The organism is Methyloversatilis sp. MC4-4 (assembly GCF_049843555.1).
In the GTDB taxonomy this organism is placed as follows: Bacteria; Pseudomonadota; Gammaproteobacteria; order Burkholderiales; family Rhodocyclaceae; genus Methyloversatilis; species Methyloversatilis discipulorum_B.
In genome coordinates, this window is the sequence record NZ_JBBHZK010000004.1 from 350,603 (window position 1) to 371,664 (window position 21,062).

General features: G+C 67.0%; 23 protein-coding genes. 4 read left to right on the forward strand and 19 right to left on the reverse strand.

Translation table 11 applies throughout. The features are described 5' to 3' along the window. Positions 1 to 156 precede the first annotated feature (156 nt). Both WDZ97_RS17625 and WDZ97_RS17630 read left to right on the forward strand, forming a co-directional pair. Positions 157 to 1,995 (forward strand): serine/threonine protein kinase, encoded by a 1,839-nt coding sequence (locus WDZ97_RS17625; protein ID WP_425763620.1) that lies wholly within the window; start codon positions 157 to 159, stop codon positions 1,993 to 1,995. Between the two features lie 105 nt (positions 1,996 to 2,100). Then, a complete protein-coding gene (locus WDZ97_RS17630; protein ID WP_019915590.1) occupies positions 2,101 to 3,066 on the forward strand; it encodes an AAA family ATPase in 966 nt (321 codons plus the stop codon). A 6-nt stretch (positions 3,067 to 3,072) separates the two neighbouring features. Here WDZ97_RS17630 and WDZ97_RS17635 read toward each other — a convergent pair whose 3' ends face one another. Continuing rightward, a complete protein-coding gene (locus tag WDZ97_RS17635; protein WP_425763621.1) occupies positions 3,073 to 4,212 on the reverse strand; it encodes a class I SAM-dependent methyltransferase in 1,140 nt (379 codons plus the stop codon). A 77-nt stretch (positions 4,213 to 4,289) separates the two neighbouring features. On the opposite strand from WDZ97_RS17635, the gene WDZ97_RS17640 reads away from it, so the two are divergent. Together WDZ97_RS17640 and WDZ97_RS17645 are read left to right on the forward strand one after the other, a co-directional pair. Then, positions 4,290 to 5,030: a pteridine reductase gene (locus WDZ97_RS17640; RefSeq protein WP_341422486.1), complete on the forward strand. Its 741-nt coding sequence runs from the start codon at positions 4,290 to 4,292 to the stop codon at positions 5,028 to 5,030. 139 nt (positions 5,031 to 5,169) lie between these two features. Beyond that, positions 5,170 to 6,060, forward strand: a complete 891-nt coding sequence (locus WDZ97_RS17645) for an adenylate/guanylate cyclase domain-containing protein (RefSeq protein WP_425763622.1) — start codon at positions 5,170 to 5,172, stop codon at positions 6,058 to 6,060. 73 nt (positions 6,061 to 6,133) lie between these two features. Here the strand turns inward: WDZ97_RS17645 and WDZ97_RS17650 are convergent, their stop codons facing one another. From WDZ97_RS17650 to WDZ97_RS17735, 18 genes are all read right to left on the reverse strand, one after another. Continuing rightward, complete coding sequence (locus WDZ97_RS17650; RefSeq protein WP_425763623.1) at positions 6,134 to 8,533, reverse strand: serine/threonine-protein kinase; 2,400 nt, start codon at positions 8,531 to 8,533, stop codon at positions 6,134 to 6,136. A 29-nt stretch (positions 8,534 to 8,562) separates the two neighbouring features. Further along, complete coding sequence (locus WDZ97_RS17655; protein ID WP_020163172.1) at positions 8,563 to 9,378, reverse strand: hypothetical protein; 816 nt, start codon at positions 9,376 to 9,378, stop codon at positions 8,563 to 8,565. A gap of 75 nt (positions 9,379 to 9,453) precedes the next feature. Beyond that, complete coding sequence (locus WDZ97_RS17660) at positions 9,454 to 10,143, reverse strand: hypothetical protein (protein WP_425763624.1); 690 nt, start codon at positions 10,141 to 10,143, stop codon at positions 9,454 to 9,456. Positions 10,144 to 10,292: 149 nt separating this feature from the next. After that, a complete protein-coding gene (locus WDZ97_RS17665; protein WP_304000601.1) occupies positions 10,293 to 10,616 on the reverse strand; it encodes a PsiF family protein in 324 nt (107 codons plus the stop codon). A gap of 107 nt (positions 10,617 to 10,723) precedes the next feature. After that, positions 10,724 to 11,659 (reverse strand): HPr(Ser) kinase/phosphatase, encoded by a 936-nt coding sequence (gene hprK / locus WDZ97_RS17670; protein WP_019915579.1) that lies wholly within the window; start codon positions 11,657 to 11,659, stop codon positions 10,724 to 10,726. Beyond that, complete coding sequence (gene ptsN, locus WDZ97_RS17675; RefSeq protein ID WP_020163176.1) at positions 11,628 to 12,116, reverse strand: PTS IIA-like nitrogen regulatory protein PtsN; 489 nt, start codon at positions 12,114 to 12,116, stop codon at positions 11,628 to 11,630. The genes hprK and ptsN overlap by 32 nt, the downstream gene beginning before the upstream one ends. A gap of 122 nt (positions 12,117 to 12,238) precedes the next feature. Continuing rightward, complete coding sequence (gene hpf / locus WDZ97_RS17680) at positions 12,239 to 12,559, reverse strand: ribosome hibernation-promoting factor, HPF/YfiA family (protein ID WP_019915577.1); 321 nt, start codon at positions 12,557 to 12,559, stop codon at positions 12,239 to 12,241. Positions 12,560 to 12,622: 63 nt separating this feature from the next. Next, positions 12,623 to 14,065: an RNA polymerase factor sigma-54 gene (locus WDZ97_RS17685; protein ID WP_304000603.1), complete on the reverse strand. Its 1,443-nt coding sequence runs from the start codon at positions 14,063 to 14,065 to the stop codon at positions 12,623 to 12,625. Between the two features lie 20 nt (positions 14,066 to 14,085). After that, positions 14,086 to 14,826 (reverse strand): LPS export ABC transporter ATP-binding protein, encoded by a 741-nt coding sequence (lptB, locus tag WDZ97_RS17690; RefSeq protein ID WP_304000604.1) that lies wholly within the window; start codon positions 14,824 to 14,826, stop codon positions 14,086 to 14,088. Then, a complete protein-coding gene (gene recX / locus WDZ97_RS17695; protein WP_304000605.1) occupies positions 14,819 to 15,262 on the reverse strand; it encodes a recombination regulator RecX in 444 nt (147 codons plus the stop codon). Before recX ends, lptB begins: the two co-directional genes overlap by 8 nt. Further along, on the reverse strand, positions 15,259 to 16,293 hold the full coding sequence (gene recA, locus WDZ97_RS17700; protein ID WP_019915573.1) for a recombinase RecA: 1,035 nt from the start codon (positions 16,291 to 16,293) through the stop codon (positions 15,259 to 15,261). The genes recX and recA overlap by 4 nt, the downstream gene beginning before the upstream one ends. A gap of 29 nt (positions 16,294 to 16,322) precedes the next feature. Beyond that, on the reverse strand, positions 16,323 to 16,844 hold the full coding sequence (locus WDZ97_RS17705) for a CinA family protein (protein ID WP_425763625.1): 522 nt from the start codon (positions 16,842 to 16,844) through the stop codon (positions 16,323 to 16,325). Beyond that, a complete protein-coding gene (locus WDZ97_RS17710) occupies positions 16,844 to 17,290 on the reverse strand; it encodes a phosphatidylglycerophosphatase A family protein (RefSeq protein WP_425763668.1) in 447 nt (148 codons plus the stop codon). Before WDZ97_RS17710 ends, WDZ97_RS17705 begins: the two co-directional genes overlap by 1 nt. A gap of 57 nt (positions 17,291 to 17,347) precedes the next feature. Continuing rightward, on the reverse strand, positions 17,348 to 18,304 hold the full coding sequence (gene thiL, locus WDZ97_RS17715; protein ID WP_425763626.1) for a thiamine-phosphate kinase: 957 nt from the start codon (positions 18,302 to 18,304) through the stop codon (positions 17,348 to 17,350). Positions 18,305 to 18,376: 72 nt separating this feature from the next. Beyond that, entirely contained in the window at positions 18,377 to 18,844 is a 468-nt protein-coding gene (gene nusB, locus WDZ97_RS17720) for a transcription antitermination factor NusB (protein WP_304000609.1), read from the reverse strand. 2 nt (positions 18,845 to 18,846) lie between these two features. Continuing rightward, a complete protein-coding gene (gene ribH, locus WDZ97_RS17725; RefSeq protein ID WP_020163184.1) occupies positions 18,847 to 19,320 on the reverse strand; it encodes a 6,7-dimethyl-8-ribityllumazine synthase in 474 nt (157 codons plus the stop codon). 20 nt (positions 19,321 to 19,340) lie between these two features. Then, complete coding sequence (gene ribBA, locus WDZ97_RS17730) at positions 19,341 to 20,429, reverse strand: bifunctional 3,4-dihydroxy-2-butanone-4-phosphate synthase/GTP cyclohydrolase II (protein WP_425763627.1); 1,089 nt, start codon at positions 20,427 to 20,429, stop codon at positions 19,341 to 19,343. A gap of 5 nt (positions 20,430 to 20,434) precedes the next feature. Beyond that, entirely contained in the window at positions 20,435 to 21,037 is a 603-nt protein-coding gene (locus tag WDZ97_RS17735) for a riboflavin synthase (protein WP_425763628.1), read from the reverse strand. Positions 21,038 to 21,062: the final 25 nt, after the last annotated feature.

Genomic DNA, 21,062 nt, shown 5'->3' on the forward strand with positions numbered 1-21,062 from the left:
GTGTCTTCGTTCGCGCCGATGTACCGGTTCGCATTCCGATCCTGCATATTGCGCAGCCGGCGCGGGTAATATCGCGCTCATGGCCTGCACCCCTGTTCCAGTCTCCCGTCCGATGCCTGCCGCGCGCTGCGGCCTCCGCCCTGTGGAGCAGTCCGCATGAGCGATGCCGTGCGCAAGCTGGGGCGTTACGTGCTCGGCCGCGAAATCGGTCGCGGCGAGCGCGGCGCCGTATTCGAAGCCACCGAGGCCGGCAGCGGCCGATTGCTGGCAATCAAGACCTTCCGTACCGATCTCGCCGCCGACCCCGCGCACTACGTGCGCAAGCTGGGTGAAAGCCTGCTTGCCACGTCCTCGTTGCAGCACCCGGGCATCGTCCGCATCATCGAACAGGGCGTGGCCGACGACGGGCAGCCCTGGGCGGCGGTCGAGCGGCTGGACGCGCGCTCGCTGCGTCAGTTGCTCGACGCGCTGCCGCGCATGGCCTTCGACTGGGTGCGCAGCATCGGCAGCCAGGCGGCCGATGCACTGGCCCATGCGCACGCCGCCGGCATCGTGCATGGCGGGCTGAAGGCGTCGAACATCCTGGTCGATGGCGACGGACGCGTGTTCGTCACCGATTTCGCGCTGCCCTCGCCGTCGCCGGACGCACTGCCGGCGATGCCGCAGTACCTGTCGCCGGAGCAGGTTCAGGGCCTGCCGCCGGATGCGCGCTCCGACGTGTTCTCGCTCGGCGCCATCCTGTTCGAAATGCTGGCTGGCCGCCCGCCTTTCGGCTCGCCGCTGACCGGATCCTTGTCTACGGTGCTGGAGAACATCGCCTACGCACCGACGCCAACGCCCAGTGCGATCGATCCCGACGTGCCACCGGATCTCGACATGGTCGTGATGAAGGCGCTGGCGAAGTCGCCGATCGAGCGCTATGCCGATGCGTCGGCGCTGGCCGAGGCGCTGCGCGGCGTGCAAGCCGCGCCGGTCGCACGCGACGCAGACCCGCTGCCCGACGTGCTGCCGGTCGATACCGGGCCGGCGCCCATCCTGCGGCGCGGGCAGTCGGGCAGACCGAAGGCGCCGGTCGAGGACGTGCTGGCCGAACTGGCGGCCGACATCGACGCCTTCGCCGCGCGCGGCGCACCGCAGCCGTCGATCGGGCAGGCAGCGTCCGCCTCGGCGCAGCGACCGCTGCGCGAACAGGCGCCGCCTGCCGTTGCCTTCCCCACGCTGCACGAAATGCCGGCGCCGCTGCAGGCGCCACCGACACCGGCGCCGGCCGTGCAACGCGCAGCGCTGTCGCCCGCCGATCCGCCGGCCGCGGCAGCGTCGTCGCTGCTGGCCGATCTTGCCGGCGAGGCGCAGCGCATCCGTGCGCACACGGCGCAGATGCAGCGTGGCGAGCGTGCGGTCCGCACCGAAGCGGAACAGGCACTGTCGAACCGCCTGCTGCTGGTGCGCGACTACTTCACCCAGTTGAGCGCCCAGCTCAACGTGATCAAGCCGCAGGTGGCGCGCGATTACCCGCTGCTCGGGCTCGGCGTGCTGCGCGGTCTGGCCTGGCAGGCGTCCGATGTGAACACCCGCAACCGCGGTGCCGAAGCGCCCGACCAGCTGGTGCGCGTATCCATGTCCTGGCTGCTGCGCGGGCAGGCGGTGCTGCGCTGCGAGCGAGATCCGCTGGCGGCTGATGCGCTGCGTCTGGCGCTGCGCGAGCACGGCCTGCGCTTCGAGGAGCAGCCGGCGCGCGACGAACTGAACCGGCTGCGCGCGCAGATTTTCGACGTCGCGCCCGAGGTGCGCGGCCGGGTCGAACTGAATGCCGACTACCGGACGCTCACGCTGCGCCTGACGCTGCAGAACGTCGAGCGCTTCGGCCTGGTCGATTACGTGCCGCCGGCCGAGGACCGCGGCAGCGAATGGCTGGACGAGCTGGTGCGACTGCTGCTCGGCCAGCCCAGCCGTTTCCCGACGCTGGCCAAGCTCATCGTGCCGTCACCGATGTGACGTGGCGCGGATGATGCTTCGTTTCAGTCGGGTGTGTGCCGGCCGTTCAGTTTCCGGTCGGACGAGACGTTGAATCATGTGACGGACAGCAGGAGGCGAGCCATCATGGACGGGGCGGACATTCGGATTCCCCTGGCGGAATGCCGCGAAATCTACGACGTGGGTGATGTGGACCGGGCGATGGAGTCCGGCAGCGGCGCGCGCAACGAAGCGCTGACCGCCTTCTACGGAAAGATGAAGACGCTGGGCGGCGTGCGCTACGTGGTCAAGCCGTCCTCCTTCGACGGCCTCGATCCGCTGTATGCCCGCTGCCCGAACTTCACGCCGGTGCTGGACGACCTGAAGCGCTATCTGGCGCTGGCGGTGGCCGGCAACGAACCGATGAACTTCACGCCCATCCTGCTGCTCGGCGAGCCGGGCATCGGCAAGACCCATTTCGCGCGCCAGCTGGCCAATGTGCTCGGCACCGGCTTCGAATTCGTGTCGATGTCCTCGCTGACCGCCGGCTGGATACTGAGCGGCGCCTCGTCGCAGTGGTCGCACGCCAAGCCGGGCAAGGTGGCGCAGGCGCTGGTGTGCGGCGACTACGCCAACCCGCTGGTGGTGCTGGACGAGGTCGACAAGGCCGGCGGCGACGCGCGCTACGACCCGATGGGCGCGCTGTACGGCCTGCTCGAACAGGACACCGCGCGTCAGTTCAAGGACGAATTCGTCGAGGTCGACATCGACGCCAGCCACATCATGTGGGTGTCCACCGCCAACGACGAGCGTTCGATTCCCGAACCCATCCTGAGCCGGATGAATGTGTACACCGTGCCGCGGCCGGATCACGATCAGGCCTGCATCATCGCGCGCACGCTGTACGAGGAACTGGTGGCCGCGCACGACTGGGGCTTCGCGCCGGAGGCGCCGGAAGACGTGATCGACCGCTTGGCCGGCGTGCCGCCGCGCGACATGCGCAAGGTGCTGCTGGCCGCGTTCGGCAACGCCAAGCTGGCGCACCGCGACCACCTGCTGCCGGCCGACCTCGAAGCGGGACGCGCGACGCGGCAGAAGAAGATCGGTTTCTGAAAAGCGCTACAGCGTGTGGCTGCGGTCGCCGCGCAGGAAGCCGGTCAGCGGCGCATCGATGTCGCGGGTCATGCAGATCACCTTGAACAGCTCGCCCATTTCGGCTGGCGAGGTGAGCTGATTCAAGGCGGCATTCTGCTTCGCCCGGCTCAGCGCGTCGGCGTCGCGGTCCAGCAGTTCGAGCACGCCGCAATTCAGCAGGAAGTTCGCCTGGCTGGTGTAGCCGGCCAGCGACATACCGGCGTCGAAGGCGGCCTGGGCGATGGCGGTGAAATCGACGTGCGCGGTCAGGTCGTTCAGACCAGGCATCCACAGTGGGTCGGTGTGGGCGTGGTGGCGGTAGTGGCACATCAGCGTGCCGCTGCGCCGATCCGGGTGGTAGTACTCCGCCTGCGGGAAGCCGTAGTCGATCAGCAGCAGCGCGCCACGGCCGATGCGTTGCGCCCACTCGGCCACCCAGGCGCGGGCGGCGAAGTTGATTTCGCTGTCGTAGCCGTCGGTGAATCCGAGCGCGTGCGCTGCGTCGGCCAGCGCGGCGGGCGCGGGGCGCCAGTCCAGCGCCGGCTGCCCGGACGGGTCGAGCGCCAGCCCCGCCTGTTCGATGCGGCCGGCCGCGTTGTGCAGGCGCTCGACCGGCATCGCGTCGAGCACCTCGTTGCCGATCACGACGCCGTCAAACGCGTCCGGCAGACTGTCCAGCCAGCTTACGCGTGCGCTCAGATGCGGCAGTTCGGCGGCGATCAGCGCCTGCTGGCGGGCGCGCAGATCGGCCGACAGTTCGAGGATGCGATAGCTCTGCGGTACGGCGCCCAGGCGGTCGAGTTCGGCCAGCAGATCGGCGGCGAGGCGACCGCTGCCGGCGCCGGCCTCGATCAGGTGGGGCGCACTCAGCGCCATCAGCTCCGCCAGCTGGCGGGCGAGACTGCGGCCGAACAGCGGCGTCAGCTCCGGCGCGGTGACGAAATCGCCGTCGCGGCCGAACTTTTGCAGCGCGCCGCTGTAATAGCCGAGCCCCGGCGCGTACAGCGCGCACTCCATGTAACGGCTGAACGGCATCCAGCCGGTGCGGGCGATCTCGTCGCGGATCTGTCCGAGCAGGCGCTGGCTGTGCTCGACGGCGTCTGAATCGGGCTGGGGCAGTGACATGGCACGGGTGTCCGGTCGCGGGGTCCGCGATAATGCGACATCGCGTCGCGACAGACAAACAGGCGGACAGGAAAGCGATGGAAAACGGCAAGGTTGCACTGATCACCGGCGCGGCGCGGCGCCTTGGCGCGCAGATGGCGCGCACGCTGCACGACGCCGGCTGGCGGGTGGCCATCCACTACCGGCAGTCGGCGGAAGAGGCGCTGCTGTTGCTCGACGAGTTCAATGCGCGCCGCGCGAAAAGCGCCTGCTGCCTGTCGGCCGATCTGCTCGATACCGCCCGTCTGCCCGAACTGGTCGACAAGACGTTGGCTAAGTTCGGGCGGCTGGACGCACTGATCAACAACGCATCGTCCTTCTACCCGACGCCGATCGGCACCATCACGCAGCGCGACTGGGACGACCTGACCGGCAGCAATTTCCGCGCGCCGCTCTTCCTGTCGCAGGCGGCGGCGCCGGCGCTGCGCGATACGGGCGGCTGCATCGTCAATATTGCCGACATCCACGCCGACCGACCGCTGCCGGGCTATGCGCTTTACAGCGCCTCGAAGGGCGCGCTGGCGACGCTGACCCGGGCGCTGGCCATCGATCTGGCGCCGCGGGTGCGCGTCAACGGCGTGGCGCCGGGCCCCATCCAGTGGCCCGAGAACGACCTGTTCGATCCGGAAGAACGTGCGCGCATCGTGCGGCATACCCTGTTGCAGCGCGAAGGCGACCCACAGGACATCGCACGTACGGTACGCTTCCTGATCGAGGATGCGCCCTACATCACCGGCCAGATCATCGCCGTCGATGGCGGGCGCAGCGTGCACCTGTGACGCATCCGTCAGACCTTCGTCGGATTGCCGGCGCGTCGCCGCACGTATATCGTCGGTAATTGTAAAATGACGTAAATGCCTGACGTTGCAGTACTGACCTCGGGCCCTGACGTTGAAGCCCTATGCCACCCGGCCTGCCATGAGTTCCCAACCTACATCTGTGTGCGTGCTGTTCGCCGACGTCTCCGGCAGTACCCGGCTCTACGAGAGGCTGGGCGACGCCGAAGCGCTGCGCGCCGTGGAACGCTGCCTCAACCGCATGCGGCGCGTGGTTGACGGGCATGGCGGCAAGGTGATCAAGACCATCGGCGACGAGGTCATGACCACCTTCCCCAATGCCGACGCCGGCATCCAGGCCGCCTGTGAGATGCAGCATCGGGTGACCGATCTGCCGCCGGTGTCGGGCGTCAAGCTGGCGATCCGCGTCGGCTTCCACTTCGGGCCGGCAATCGAGGAGAACGACGACGTGTTTGGCGACACCGTCAACACGGCGGCGCGCATGGCGGGCCTGGCCAAGGCCGGGCAGATCATCACCACCGCCGAAACGCTGGCTGCGGTGACGCTGTCGATGGGGCCGGAGGTGCGCGAGATCGATGCGCTGACGGTGAAGGGCAAGGCCGAGGACGTGCGCGTCTGCGAAGTGCTGTGGCAGGAGGGTGCCGACCTGACGATGAAGGCATCGAGCATCGTCGCCACCTATAACGTGGCGCGACTGCTGGTGCGCTACCGCGATACCGAACTGACGGTGGACAACGCGCACGGCCCGCTCACCCTGGGCCGCGACATGAGCAACGAGGTGGTGATCAAGGACCAGCGCGCCTCGCGCAATCACGCGCGCATCGAGCGCCGGCGCGACAAGTTCGTGCTGGTCGACCAGAGCACCAACGGCACTTTCCTGCGCATCGAGGGCGAGAACGAGGTGGTACTCAAGCGCGAGGAGATCATCCTGCGCGGCCAGGGCACCATCGGCTTCGGCCACAGCGCGCTCGAGCAGGGCATCGACCTGATGAGCTTCGAAGTGCTGGAGTGAGGGGCGTAGCCCTTACTGGCACCTGAAGCGTGGTTCCGCGGTCGCCGCCGGCTGGCACGGCGGCCCGCGGCGGTCAGATGCTGATGCGCTTGCGCAGTTCGGGACTGTGCACCACCGCTTCACGTCGCGACGGCGCGGCTTCCATCAGTCCGGCCGGTGGCAGGGTCTGCAGCTTCGCCACCATGTCCGGCGCGGCGCAGGCCGGGTCGAAACTGAGCGTCACGGCGTCGGGCGTGCTCGACGCGACGCTGAGGCAGTTGCGGCCCAGCTTGCGCGAAAGCGGCATCAGAATGCCGGCCTGCACGTTCTGGCCGGCGTCGGCGAGGCCGCCCGACATGTCGACCACGAACTCCGCACGCTCGCTGCCCAGCGACTTCACTTCGGTTGCCAGCACGGCACGCAGCGACGCGATTTCTCGCAGCAGCGAGCCGGCGACTTCCTCGCCCGGCAGGCCGGTAAGTTGCAGCGCCACTTTGCGGGCGGTGAAATGGAAGTGGCTGAGGAAGAACTCGCGGCTGAACTGCTCGCCGACGCGCTTGCCGATGTCGGCCAGCGCCTTCTCTTCGGACGTCCAGCTGGTGCCTTCCGGCACCTCGGTGTTCAGATAGACCTCTTCGCCGGACTTGCGGTCGGTGCAGCGCACCGTCCATGAGGTCAACACGACCTTGTCGATGACCAGGCCGGATGCCGCCAGCCTGACGCTCAGCCGCTTGAAGCGCACTTCGCCGTCGATCGCGAAGTCGGCGTTCTGACCGGTGCCGGCCTCGTCGTTCCAGGTGCGGAAGCCGAAGCCCTGGATGTGCTGCTTCAATGTGTTCTCGGCCAGTTGCGAACGCAGGGGAGGAACGGTCGGATCGCCGTCCGGCCACAACGACGACACGGCGACCGCGATCTTCGGGTCGCCGTTGTTGCGGATGAACTCGACCCGTTCCTCCTGCGACATCTGGTTCAGCGACTTCTGCACCTGGCGTACGCGCACCGCGGCGCGCACTTCGCCGGACATCAGACCGTCCTTGCCCAGCTGCGCCGGACCTTCTTCCAGCACCGCCTGTATGAAGTCGCCGCTGCGGTCGAGCAGGCGCGACTGCAGTACGTCGTAGTGCGCGTTCACCGACTTCGGGTCGACGAACAGCGCAACCGCTTTTTCCAGTATCTGGCGGCGCGCGTCGTCGCGCATGGCCTGGTTCAGCGCGTTGCGATCATTGGCCAGCCTGGGGTCGCCGGGATCGGCCAGTCCGATGGCGCTGATGATGGCGACACCCGGATCCAGCGCTGCCGCCGGTGCCGCCGGCGGTGGCGCTACGGCGACGGGGGCCGTGTCGGCTGCGAGCGGCGCGGGCGTGGGTGCGGACGGGGTCGGCTCGGAGCCGCCACCGAGGTACATCCAGGCACCGCCGGCGATCAGCAGCGCGGCGACGCCGGCCGCGATGAGCATCGGATTGCGCTTTGCCGCCACCGGCGGCGTGGCTGGAGACGCCGTTTCGGCCGTCGTGCGTGCCGTTGCCGGTTCGGGCTGGGGGGGCGGCGCGGGCTCGACCGCTGGCGGCGCCGGCATGCGCGCGGTCTGCAATGTCGCGTCCGGCGTCGCCGACAGCACCGTGGCGTCTCCGTCGTCCAGGCTCACGACGGTGGCGTCGTCGTCGGCAACCGGCGCCGACAGCGCCGCGTCGAGTGCACGGCGGAATTCGGCGGCGCTCTGGAAGCGGTCCTCCGGCCGTTTGGCCATCGCCCGCTTGACCACGGCGTCGATGCGCGGCGACACATGGACGTTCAGCACCGACGGCCAGGGCGGATCTTCCTTCAGCACCTTGTGCATGATGGTGGTGAGCGCGCCGGTAAAGGGCTTCTCGCCGGTCAGCAGCTGGTACAGCACGACGCCGGCCGAGAACAGGTCGCTGCGCCCGTCCACCGTCTGTCCCATGAACTGTTCGGGCGACATGTAGGACGGCGTGCCCATCACGGTGCCGGCCTGGGTCAGGTTCGACGATTCGATGCGGGCAACGCCGAAGTCGGCCACCTTCACCGTGCCGTCGGCGAGCAGGATGATGTTGGCCGGCTTGATGTCGCGGTGGGTGACGCCGTTGCGGTGGGCGTGCTCCAGCGCGTCGAGCAGCTGGTCCATGACGCGGCCGACGGTGGACAGCGGAATGCGCTCGTCGGAGTCGAAGGCATCCTTCAGCTCGCGTCCCTGCACGAACTCCATCGCGATGAAGGCGGTACCGTCCGCCTCTTCCCCATATTCGTAGATGGCCACCACGTTCGGGTGGTTGAGCCGGCCGGCCGCCTGTGCCTCGCGCTTGAAGCGCGCGATCACCTCGTCCGCCTCGCTGCGTTCCAGCTGTTCGCGCTTGAGCGTCTTGATGGCGACCCGGCGATCGATCACCGGGTCACGCCCCTCATAGACGATACCCATCGCGCCCTGGCCCAGTTCGCGCAGGATGTCGTACTTGCCCAGTCTGGCAGGAATGCTCACGAGGCGTGCTCCGGCGGCGTTGCGGGGAATTACTTGTACTTGGCGTCGATTTCCCAGACCGACTTCTGCACCAGGCGCTGCACCATGCCGTCGAGCGTGATGCCGCCTTCCTGGCTGCTGGACACGCCGAGGATGGAGCTGCCCTTGGCGCCCACTTCCATCTTCTCTTCGGTATAGCCCTGCGCCAGCTGCTCGGTGGTGTTGGCGTCCATGATCTTGTAGCGCATGCCGATGATCCAGACGCCGGCGGCCGCACCCGTCTCGACCGAGCCGACCGCCTCGCCGGCGGCGTAGCTGCCGCGGCTGCCGCCGAGGATGCCAATGATGTTGCCGAGCGTGCGGCCGCTGACGCCTTCCTTCGCGGCGGCCACCTGCTCCGCCTTCAGGATGTCAAACTTGACCACGTACTTGGTCGTCTTGAACTTGCCCTTCTGCAGCATCTTGCGCGCGGAGCCGGGGTCGCCCATCGAGTAGGCCAGTTGGAACTCGTTCAGCAGCGGACCCATGTCCGAACGTTCGAGCACCTTGAAGTTGGCCTGCGACAGTTCCAGTTCGCCGAAATCGGCGATGTTGTTCGACGCGAATTTCTGCGTGAACGTGGCGTTGTTGCTCTTGATCTCGCCCGGCACGACGACCACCGTGGGGCCCGGCTTGTTCTTGTTGCTGTATTCGACAGCCTTGTACATCGCCTTGTCGGCGCTTTCGTTGGCCTTCTGCGACACGCTGTCGCCAGCGGTCGGCGAAGCGCTTTCGAACGTGGGCTGGGCGTACGCCAGCGGCAGCAGGCTGCCGACGGCGGCGGCGAATGCCGCGGATTTCAGTGCGCGATGCAAGGTGAAGTTCATGGAGGTCCCTTTCTCTGAAGATTGCTGGGACGCCTGCGCCCCGTTATGTGTCCGCGCGGTCGGGCCGCGCGGTGCCTATTTGCTTTTCTTCTTGCCGCTTGCGGGCGGATTGGCCGCGCAGTAGCCGCTGAGCAGCGTGCTGACGACGGCGTCGGCCTGTTCTTCGATCAGCGTGCCGGCCATGCCGAGCGTGTCGCTGCCGGAATACGATTCGGCTTTCGCGCTGGCTTCGGAAATCAGCTTTCCGCCCGGGGTCATCAGTACGTACGCAATCGAAACATAGACCTCAGGAATGCGCAGCACAGGGTTGATCGCCGAACGGGAGTCGATCGTGCCGCGCATCACCAGCTGCGCACCCATCTTCTTCGATGCGGCCACCGCTGCGTCCGGATCGTTGCGGAAGTAGGCGTCGACCTCGGCCTGCGCGATCTGCGCGCGGATTTCCTGCTGGGAATAGGTGCGGATGCCGTGCTTGAGCAGGCGCTTGTTGATCGAGTTGAAATGGGGACTGAAACGGGCCTGCTCGGCAGTGACCCCTTCGCCGGTCCGCTCGCCCATCACGATCATGATTTTCCGGCGCCGCAGTTCGTCGAGGCAGGCCGGCGGCAGCGACAACACGTGCGCGGCAGCGGCGGCACGGGCTTGCTCGTCCGCGGCGGCGTCTTTCTTCGCGTCCTCGGAGAAGCTGAAGGCAAGGGCGCAGGGGGCCGCGATGGCGAGGGCGGTGGCAAGCAGTGCGGGGCGCAGGAATCGGTCGCGCAACATCGGGCAACTCCGACGTTCGAAGACGATCGACTATACCAAAAGGTTTTTGCCTGTCCGGCAGGCCCGGCGCGCCTTTCGGGGACGTCTTGTTGCATAGCGCACGAAAGCAGGTGCGACCCGCCACCGGGGGCGGGTCGATGCTGCCGGGTTCAGGTCTTCGAGCACTCGCTGATGAAGGCCTTGCGCTCGTCACCCTTCAGCGATTTGGCGCTGGCTTCGGCGCGACACTGCTTCTTGCGCGCTGCAGCATCGTCGGACGCCTCTGCTGTCCGTGTCGCCTCGCTCTTTCCGGACGACAGGCAGCTGCTCATGAAGGTCTTTCGCTCGTCGCCCTTCAGCGACTTTTCCTTCGCCTCCTTGTTGCAGGCACGCATCCTGTCCTGCTGCGGGCCGGCGACGGCGGCATGCGGGAAGGTGGCGAGCAAGGTGATGCTGAAGAGTGTGCAGCTGAGCGTACGGCGGGTATTCGGCATGACTGAGCTCCTGGCTGTGCAGCATGAAATGACAATACCGACGGCAGCCCGGGCGGGCTGCCGTCGTGCATGTTATGCATATGTCATCATCATGTACAGTCGCCGGGTCAGCCGTCCTCCCCGCCCAGGGCGCGGCGCTGGCGTTCGACGAATTCGAGCGTCGAATCGATGCCGCGGAAACTCAGTATCGTGGTGCGCACGGCGGCCTCGACCAGCACCGCCAGGTTGCGGCCAGCGGCGACCGGAATGACCACCTTGCGTATCTTCACGCCGAGGATGTCCATCACCTCGTTGTCCAGCGGCATGCGCGTGGCTTCGGGCAGGCCGGTCACCTGCTTCTGCAGATGTACGACCAGTTGCAGCTTCATCTTGCGTCGACAGGCGGTTTCGCCGAATACGGTGCGGATATTCAGGACGCCCAGCCCGCGCACTTCGAGGAAGTCCTTCAGCAGTTCCGGGCAGCGTCCTTCGAGCACATTGGGCGCGATGCGCGAAATGTCGACGCAATCGTCGGCCACCAGGCCGTGACCGCGCGAAATCAGTTCCAGCGCCAGTTCGCTCTTGCCGACGCCGGAATCGCCGGTAATCAGCACACCCATGCCCAGCACGTCCATCGACACGCCGTGCAGCGTGGTCTGGTCCGCCAGTTCACGCGCAAGATAGGCGCGCAGCTGATCGATGACCGAGGCGGCGCTGCGCTGCGTGGTCATCAGCGGAATGCCGCGGCTGGCGCAGCCGCTGCGGATGGTGGGCGGCGGATCGGCGCCATCCGCGACGATGAAGGCAGGCGGGCGGGCGTCGAGCAGAGTATCGACGATGTCCTCGACCTTGCGCGTCGAGACGCTCTCCGCCCACAGGATTTCCGGCACGCCGACGACCTGTATGCGTCGGGTGTGGATGGTGTTCAGGTGACCGACGAGGTCGGCTGGCGACAGGCCGATCTGGTCGGCGACGATCAGCGTTTCACCGCTGCCGCACTGCCATTGCAGGCGCAGCCGGTCGCGATTGTCCTCAAACAGCCGCGCGACGCTGAGTTTCCGCATGCGCGGGCTGCCAGGCTGTGAACAGGGTATGGATGGCGGGTACGTCGGCGGCCTGCATCAGCTGTTCGCGGAAGGCCTTGTCGGCAAACATCTGTGCCAGCTCCGACAGGATCTGCAGATGCAGTTCGGTCGCCTGCTCCGGGACCAGCAGCACGAACAGAAGATTGACCGGGCGGCCGTCCGGCGCGTCGAAAGCGACCGGGTTTTCCAGTCGCACGAAGCCGCCGATGGCTTCCTTCAGGCCCTTGATGCGGCCATGCGGAATGGCCACACCCTGGCCGAGGCCGGTCGAACCGAGCTTTTCGCGCGCGAACAGGCTGTCGAAGACCTGGCTGCGGGCGATGCCCTGGTTGTTTTCGAAAAGCAGGCCGGCTTGTTCGAACACACGCTTCTTGCTGCTGGCGTCGAGGCCGAGGCAGATGTTCGAAACGGGCAACAGCTTTGCGATGAGCGTCATGTCAGGGGCTACTCCGAACACGCGGCGGGCGCGGTACCGAGGTTAACGGTCGCCGCGCCGGAAAAGTTGATTGCACTGCAACAAGGCCGCGGATTATACGCCCCTGGCAGCGGGCAATCGTTTCATTCTGCCGCCTGGTGCTTCAGTGCCTCACGGGTGTGTTCGCCGGACTTCTCCTTGTGCTTCAGCACCTGGCGATCGAGCTTGTCGATCAGGTTGTCGAGCGTCGCGTACATGTCCTCGCTTTCGGCTTCCACGAAGATGTCCTTGCCGCGGACGTGCAGCGTGACTTCCGCCTTCTGTCGCAGCTTCTCCACCGACAGGATGACGGAAACGCTGGTCACGTGGTCGAAATGGCGAATCACGCGGTCGAGCTTCGTTTCGACGTATTCGCGGATGGCCGGGGTGACTTCGAGGTGATGGCCGGTGATGGTGAGGTTCATGCTGCCTCCTTTCGTTACGGGACGAAAAATGCGTGGCGATCGGGTCGGTCGATGTGATCGGTCTCAGATCGCCTTGCGCACGCTGACCGGCGGGATGTTCAGGGACTCGCGGTACTTGGCGATGGTGCGCCGCGCAACGACGATGCCCTGCTGGCCCAGTATTTCCGCGATGCGCGAGTCCGACAGCGGACGCTTGGCATCCTCGGCGCCCACCAACTGGCGGATGAGCGCGCGGATCGCGGTGGCCGAACAGGCCCCGCCACTTTCGGTCGCCACATGGCTTCCGAAGAAATACTTCAGTTCGAACAGTCCGCGCGTCGTCGCCATGTACTTCTGCGAGGTGACGCGCGAAATGGTGGATTCGTGCAACTCGAGCGTTTCGGCGATCTCGCGCAGCGTCAGCGGCCGCATCGCCACCTCGCCGAACTCGAAGAACTGGCGCTGCCGCTCGACGATGGCCTGCGACACGCGCAGGATGGTGTCGAAGCGCTGCTGCACGTTCTTGATCAGCCACTTGGCTTCCTGCAGCTGACCGGACAGGCCGCTGCCGCGCTGGCCCTGCAGGATTTCCGCGTACAGCCGGTTGATGCGCAGGCGCGGCATCGCGTCCGGGTTGAGCAGGGCCGTCCATTGGCCACGCACCTTGCGCACCACCACGTCGGGCACGATGTAGCGGGCGTCGATCGGCGCGAACTGGGCACCCGGGCGCGGGTTCAGCGAGCGGATCAGGGTCTGGGCGGCACGCAGCAGCTCTTCGTCGCAGCCGACGGCGCGGCGGATCTTGGCGAAATCGCGTGCGGCCAGCAGGTCGATGTGCTGGTCGATGATGATGCGCGCGAGCGTTGACACCTCGTCGGTAGGCAGCGCATTGAGCTGCAGCAGCAGGCATTCGCGCGGATCGCGGGCGCCGACGCCGACCGGATCGAAGTTCTGCAGCTGGCGCAGCGCGATCGACAGGTCGTCGAGGTCGATGTCGGCCTCTTCCGGCAGCAGCTCGACCAGTTCGGTCAGTTCCTGGTTCAGGTAGCCGTCGTCGTCCAGCGCCTCGATCAGCAGGCGGATCAGGTAGCGGTCGCGCTCGCTCATCTGCGACAGCGCAAGCTGACCACACAGGTGGTCGCGCAGCGAGGTGCCGGCGGCCTGTACGTCCTGGTAGTCGCCGTCCTCGTCGTCGCCGCCGCTGCGCGAGCCGTAGCTGCCGCTTTCACCGGACCAGTCGTCCATGTCGGCGCTGCTGGCGCTTTCCTGGGCGCGCTGCTCTTCCTGCTGGGCGTCTGCGCTCTCCTGCGGCGTGCTGTCGCGCGTCTCGCCCATGCTGTCCTGCGGCGGCTGGTAGTTCGCGACCGGCTCGCTGTCGTCGCGCTCGAGCATCGGGTTCTCGTCCAGGAAGCGTTCGATCTCCTGGTTGAACTCGATGGTCGACAGCTGCAGCAGCCGGATGGACTGCTGCAGTTGCGGCGTGAGCGCAAGATGCTGGGAAAGTTTGAGTTGCAGCGACTGCTTCATGGTGTGCAAATTTCGGCGGTCTAGAGGCGGAAGTGTTCGCCGAGATAGACCTTCCTGACGCTCTCGTTATACACGATTTCTTCAGGCCGGCCGCTCGCCAGTACCTCACCGGCGTTGATGATGTAGGCGCGATCGCAGATGCCCAGCGTCTCGCGCACGTTGTGGTCGGTGATCAGTACGCCGATGCCCCGCTCCTTCAGGAAACGGATGGTTTTCTGGATGTCGATGACGGCGATCGGGTCCACGCCGGCGAACGGTTCGTCGAGCAGGATGAAGCGTGGCGAGGTGGCCAGTGCGCGGGCGATCTCGACGCGGCGTCGCTCGCCGCCGGACAGCGCCGCGGCCGGACTCTTGCGCAGGTGACCGATGCCCAGTTCCTCCAGCAGCTCGTCCAGCCGGGCTGCGCGCCTGGCCGCGTCCTTCTCGTTCAGCTCGAGGATGGCGAGGATGTTCTCCTCGACGTCCAGCTTGCGGAACACCGAATTCTCCTGCGGCAGATAGGACAGCCCCTCGCGTGCGCGCTGATGGATAGGCAGGTGGGTGAGCCGCTCGCCGTCGAGATGGATTTCGCCGCCGTCGGCGCTGACCAGGCCGACGATCATGTAGAAACAGGTGGTCTTGCCCGCGCCGTTCGGGCCCAGCAGTCCGATCACCTCGCCGCTGCCGACCTCGAAGGACACGTCCTTCACCACCGGGCGCGACTTGTACTTTTTGCGCAGCCGCTCGACCTTGAGCCGGCTGGTGGTCCGGTTTTCACTCATCTTGTTCGGGTTGTTCGCGCAATACCTTGTGAATGCTATCGGCGGAAAAGCCGCGGGATTGCAGAAATCTTGCCTGTTTCGCCCAGCTTTTGGCATCCGACGGCCGGGCGTCGAACTTGCGTGCCCACACCGCGCGGGCGCGGGCGGCTTCGTCGTCGCCGACGGTGGCCAACGCATCGGCCACATCGGCATCGGCCACGCCGCGCTGCTTCAGGTCGTACTGCAGCCGGCGAGTGCCGAAGCGCGCCGCGCGGGACGATACGAACTGTCCGGCGAAGCGGCTATCGGACAGCAGCCCGCATTCCTCGAAACGGACAAGCAGTGCGGCAATCTCGTCCTCGTCGCCGTCTTCCCGCAGCTTGCGCGCCAGTTCCGCGCGGCTGTGGTCGCGCCGCGCGAGCAGGCGCAAAGCCTTCTCGCGCAGCGCGGCGTTCACGCGGCGTCCGCCTTGCTGTCCGGCGCGATCACCGCCAGTTCGGGCATGCCGCAGGCGACGCGCACCTTGTTCTCGATCTCGCGCGCCATCGCCGGATTGGCGCGCAGGAATTCGCGCACATTGTCCTTGCCCTGGCCGATGCGGTCACCGCTGTACGAATACCAAGCGCCGGACTTCTCGACGAACTTGTGCAGCACGCCCAGTTCGATGATTTCGCCTTCGCGCGAAATGCCCTCGCCGTAGAGGATGTCGAATTCGGCCTGCTTGAACGGCGGCGCCACCTTGTTCTTGACCACCTTGACCCGGGTTTCCGAGCCGACTACTTCTTCGCCCTTCTTGATCGCGCCGGTGCGGCGGATGTCCAGGCGGACCGAGGCGTAGAACTTCAGTGCGTTGCCGCCCGTCGTCGTTTCCGGGTTGCCGAACATGACGCCGATCTTCATCCGGATCTGGTTGATGAAGATGACCAGCGTGTTGGTGCGCTTGATGTTGGCGGTCAGCTTGCGCAGCGCCTGGCTCATCAGGCGGGCCTGCAGGCCGGGCAGCGAGTCGCCCATCTCGCCTTCGATTTCGGCCTTCGGCGTCAGTGCGGCGACCGAGTCGATGACGATGATGTCCACACCGCCCGAGCGCACCAGCATGTCGGCGATTTCCAGCGCCTGTTCGCCGGTGTCCGGCTGCGAAATGAGCAGGTCGTCGATGCGCACGCCCAGCTTGCCGGCGTACTGCACGTCAAGTGCGTGCTCGGCGTCGATGAAGGCCGCGGTGCCGCCGAGCTTCTGCATTTCGGCGATCACCTGCAGCGTCAGCGTGGTCTTGCCGGACGATTCCGGACCGTAGATCTCGACCACGCGGCCGCGCGGCAGGCCGCCGATGCCGAGGGCGATGTCCAGCCCGAGCGAACCGGTCGACACCGCCTGGATGTCGTTTTCGAGCTGGCCGTCGCTCATGCGCATGATCGAGCCCTTGCCGAACTGCTTCTCGATCTGCGCGAGCGCTGCGGCGAGCGCCTTGGCCTTGCTGTCGTCCATGCTGGATCCTTTCCTGGGTATGCGGTCGATTATGGCACAGTTCTTGCCACAGGGTCTTTTGGCGTGCCTCCCAGCAAAGCCAGGAGCACAGCCAGTGTATGACATGCGGATTGCCGGCGGACCGCTTGGCGGTCGCCGTCGAAATGCAGGGTTTCGCTGCGGCTGCGGCCATCGGCCAGGGCCCAGCCGAAGCAGACGGTGCCCACCGGTTTGCCTGGCACCGCGCCGCCCGGCCCGGCGATGCCGGTGATCGACAGCGCGACCGTGGCGTCCGAATGCGCCAGCGCGCCGCGCGCCATCGCCAGCGCCACGGCTTCGCTGACCGCGCCGTGCGCCTTCAGCGTGGCTTCGGGCACGCCCAGCATGCGCTGTTTGGCCGCGTTCGAGTAGGTGACGAAACCGCAGTCGAACCAGGCCGAACTGCCAGCAGTTGCGGTGACGATCTCCGAAACCCAACCGCCGGTGCAGGATTCGGCGGTGGCCAGCACGGCGCCGGCCGCTTTCAATGCGGCGCCCACTTCGACGGACAGCGTCTGCAGATCGGCGTCCATCAGAAGAAACGCACGACCAGCAGGTGCAGCGCCGCGATCGACGCCGCCGCGAACAGCGCGGCGATGGCGTCGTCGAGCATGACGCCGAAGCCGTTCTTCATGTTCACGTCCACCCAGCCCGCCGGTGGCGGCTTGAAGATGTCGAAGAAGCGGAAGGCGAAGAAGGCGGCCAGCTGCCACCAGAAATCGACCGGCGTCACCCACAGCACCAGCCAGAAGGCGACGATTTCGTCCCACACGATGGCGCCGTGGTCGGCTACGCCGAGCGCGCGACCGGTGCGCTGGCAGCAGGCGCTGCCGAGCGCGAAGGCGATCAGCAGGAACAGCGCGAAGGCCCCATCGGAAAACGAGGGCTTGATCAGCAGATAGAGCGGCCAGGCGGCCAGCGTGCCCCAGGTGCCGGAGGCGAAGGGGATCAGGCCGCTGCCGAAGCCGCAGGCCAGCATGTGGGCCGGGTGGACGAGGAAGCCGGGGCCGGGATAGGGCGCTCTGGTTTTCATGGTTCAGGCAAAGTGGTCGTAACCGCGTCGGCCGACCGGCAGTTCTGCGCCGGCGGCGTCGACCAGGCGCACGCCGTCGCCGGACTGCATCGCGCCGATGCGGGTGAGGGGCAGCGCCAGTCGCATCGACAGCGCGGCGAGGGCGTCGTCGGCTTCGGGTGGTGCGCAGAACAGCAGTTCGTAATCGTCGCCGCCGGCCAGCAGCGCGTCGCGCACCGCCTTACCGTCGGTGCAGGCGGCGTGCAGTGGCGCCCAGGGCAGCGCTGCGTCATCGACCACGGCGCCCAGACCGCTGGCATGGGCGATGTGGCCAAGATCGGCCAGCAAGCCGTCGGACACGTCGATCATCGCCGTCGCCAGGCCCTGCAACGCAGCACCGAGGGCGACGCGCGGCTGCGGCTGTTCCAGCGCCGCGACGCAGTCGTCGTGTGCACTGCCGTGCAGCCGGACCTTGCCCAGCAGGTCGGCCAGGCCGAGCGCGGCGCGACCGGGCTGGCCGGACACCCAGATGCCGTCGCCGACGCGTGCGCCGCTGCGGCGTATCGCGCGGCCAGCCGCGACCTCGCCGAAGGCGGTCACGCACAGGTTGAGCGGGCCGCGCGTCGTGTCACCGCCGATCAGATCGACGCCGAAGGTATCGGCGCAGTCGAAGAAGCCGGCGGCGAAGGCGGCCAGCCAGTCGTGATCGATCTGCGGCAGCGACAGCGCCAGCGTGACCCAGCGCGGCACGGCGCCCATCGCGGCGACGTCCGACAGGTTCACCGCCAGTGCTTTCCAGCCCAGGCGTCGCGGGTCGGTGTCCGGCAGGAAGTGGGTGCCGGCGACCAGCATGTCGCTGGTGATTGCCAGTTCGTGGCCGGGCGACGGTGCGACGACAGCGCAGTCGTCGCCCGGGCCGAGCGCGGCCGCGCGCATCGGCCGCACGAAGTGGCGGCGGATCAGGTCGAACTCGGGCGTCATCCGGCGTCGGTACTCATGCAGCCAGTGCCATGCACGCCGTGCGCATATATATATGCAGCGTGCGGACGGCGCTCAGCCGCGCGGACGGTTGCGTGCCGCCTCGACCTCGACCGCGCGCAGCTGCGGCGCCAGCTTGTCGAGCACGCCGTTGACGAACTTGTGGCCGTCGGCGCCGCCGAATTCCTTGGTCAGCTCGATCGCCTCGTTGATCACGACGCGGTAGGGCGTCTCGATCATGTTGGCCAGTTCGAAGGTGGCCACCAGCAGGATGGCGTGCTCGACCGGCGACAGTTCCTCCACCTTGCGGTCGAGGTGGGCGCCGAACTGCGCGCGCAGCGCCTCGGCGTTGTCCAGCGCGCCTTTCAGCAGCGTGCGGAACAGCTTGTGGTCCACCTTGGAAAAGCCGGCGTCCTCGCTCAGGTGGGCGATGATGTCCGGCGCCTCGTTGCCCGAAAGCAGCGACTGATAGATGCCCTGCACCGCGTATTCACGGGCGAGGCGGCGGCTGGATTTGCGCGGAGCTTCGGGCTTGGCGTCCATGGTCAATCCGTCAGTCTGGCGAGCAGGCGCGCCATTTCGACCGCGGCGCGACCGCAGTCGGCGCCCTTCTCGTGCATGCGGGCGATCGCCTGGTCGTCGTCCTCGGTGGTCAGCACGCCATTGGCAATCGGCACGCCGGTCTTCAGCTGGATGTCGGCCACGCCGCGCGCCATTTCATTCGACACGATCTCGAAGTGGTAGGTCTCGCCGCGGATCACCGCGCCAAGCGCGACCAGTGCGTCGTACTTGCCGGACAGCGCCAGACGCTGCAGCGTCAGCGGCAGTTCGAGCGCGCCGGGCACGGTCACGATCAGCGTGTCGGCGGGCGCCACGCCCAGCTTGCGCAGTTCGGCGCAGCAGGCCGACAGCAGGCCGTTGCCGATGTCCGGATTGAAGCGGGCCATCGCGATGGCGACGCGCAGGCCTTTGCCGTCGAGGTTCTCCTCGATTTCGGGGATGTCGTTGAAGCGGGGCATGGATATCTCGTCCGAGGTGTTCAGTGCTGCAGGTAGCCGGTCAGTTCGAGGTCGAAGCCGGCCATGCTGGGAATCTTGCGCGGGCTGGCGAGCAGCCGCATCTTGCGCACGTTCAGCGAGCGCAGGATCTGCGCGCCGACACCGAAGGTACGGGCGTCCCAGCGCGCGGCAGGTGCGTCGGCCGGGTCGATCAGCAGCGCGCGCATGCCGGCGTCGGTTTCGTTCCGGCGCAGCATGACGATGACGCCGCTGCCGGCGTCGTTGATGATCTGCATCGCGCGGTCGATGCTGAAACTGTGGCGCGGATTGTCGGCGTCGAGGAAGTCGAGCACCGAAATCGGCTCATGCACGCGCACCAGCGTTTCGGTGTCCGGGTCGATTTCGCCCTTCACCATCGCCAGATGGATTTCGCCGGTGGTGGTGTCCTCGAAGCCATGCAGCGTGAACTGGCCGTAGGCGTTGCGCACCTCACGCTTCGACACCTCGCGCACCAGCGCTTCGGTGGCGGCGCGGTAGGCGATCAGGTCACGGATGGCGCCGATCTTCAGCCCGTGTTCCTTGGCGAACTCGATCAGGTCCGGCAGCCGCGCCATCGTGCCGTCGTCCTTCAGGATTTCGCAGATCACCGCCGCCGGCTCCAGGCCGGCCAGCTGGGCGAGGTCGCAACCGGCTTCGGTGTGACCGGCGCGGATCAGCACGCCGCCCTTCTGCGCGGTCAGCGGGAAGATGTGGCCGGGCATCACGATGTCGTCCGGCTTCGCGTTGCGTGCCACCGCCACCTGGATGGTGCGCGCGCGGTCGTGCGCCGAAATGCCGGTGGTCACGCCCGTTGCGGCCTCGATCGACGCGGTGAAGGCGGTGCCGTGTGGCGTGCGGTTGTGGCGCACCATCTGCTCCAGCCCGAGCTGGCGGCAGCGCTCGTCGGTCAGCGTCAGGCAGACCAGACCGCGGCAGTGCTTCACCATGAAATTGATCGCTTCGGGCGTCACGAATTCGGCGGCCAGCACCACGTCGCCCTCGTTTTCGCGGTCTTCCTCGTCAACAAGGATGACCATGCGGCCGGCCTTGATGTCGGCGATGATGTCCTTGACCGGCGCCAGTGCGCTCATCTGTATCAGTCCTCTGCAGCCATCATGCGCTCCGCGTAGCGGGCGATGAGGTCGATTTCAAGATTGACCCGGCTGCCTGCCTTCAGGCTGCCGAGCGTGGTGACCTGTACCGTGTGCGGAATCAGGTTGATCGAAAATTCGCAGCCATCCTCGACGTCGGTCACGCGATTCACGGTGAGGCTGACGCCCTGCACCGTGATCGAGCCCTTGCGCGCGATGTAGCGGGCCAGCGGCTTGGGCGCGACGATGACCAGCTCGTGCGATTCGCCGACGCGTTCGAAGCTGCGCACCGTGCCGACGCCGTCGACGTGGCCGCTGACCAGATGGCCACCCAGCCGGTCGGACAGGCGCAGCGCCTTTTCCAGGTTCACCTCGCCGGGTGCGTCGAGGCCGGCGGTGCAGTTCAGCGTTTCCTTCGATACGTCGAACTGCGCGTTGCGGCCGTCGATGCCGATCACCGTCAGGCAGACGCCGTTGTGGGCGATCGAGTCGCCGAGCGCGACGTCGTCCAGGCCGAGTCCGGCGGTGTCCACGGTCAGACGGAGGCCCTGTTCGAGCGGATCAATGCGGGTGATGCGGCCGACGGCGGCCACGATGCCGGAAAACATGGGGAAGGGTGCGCAACGGAAAGAT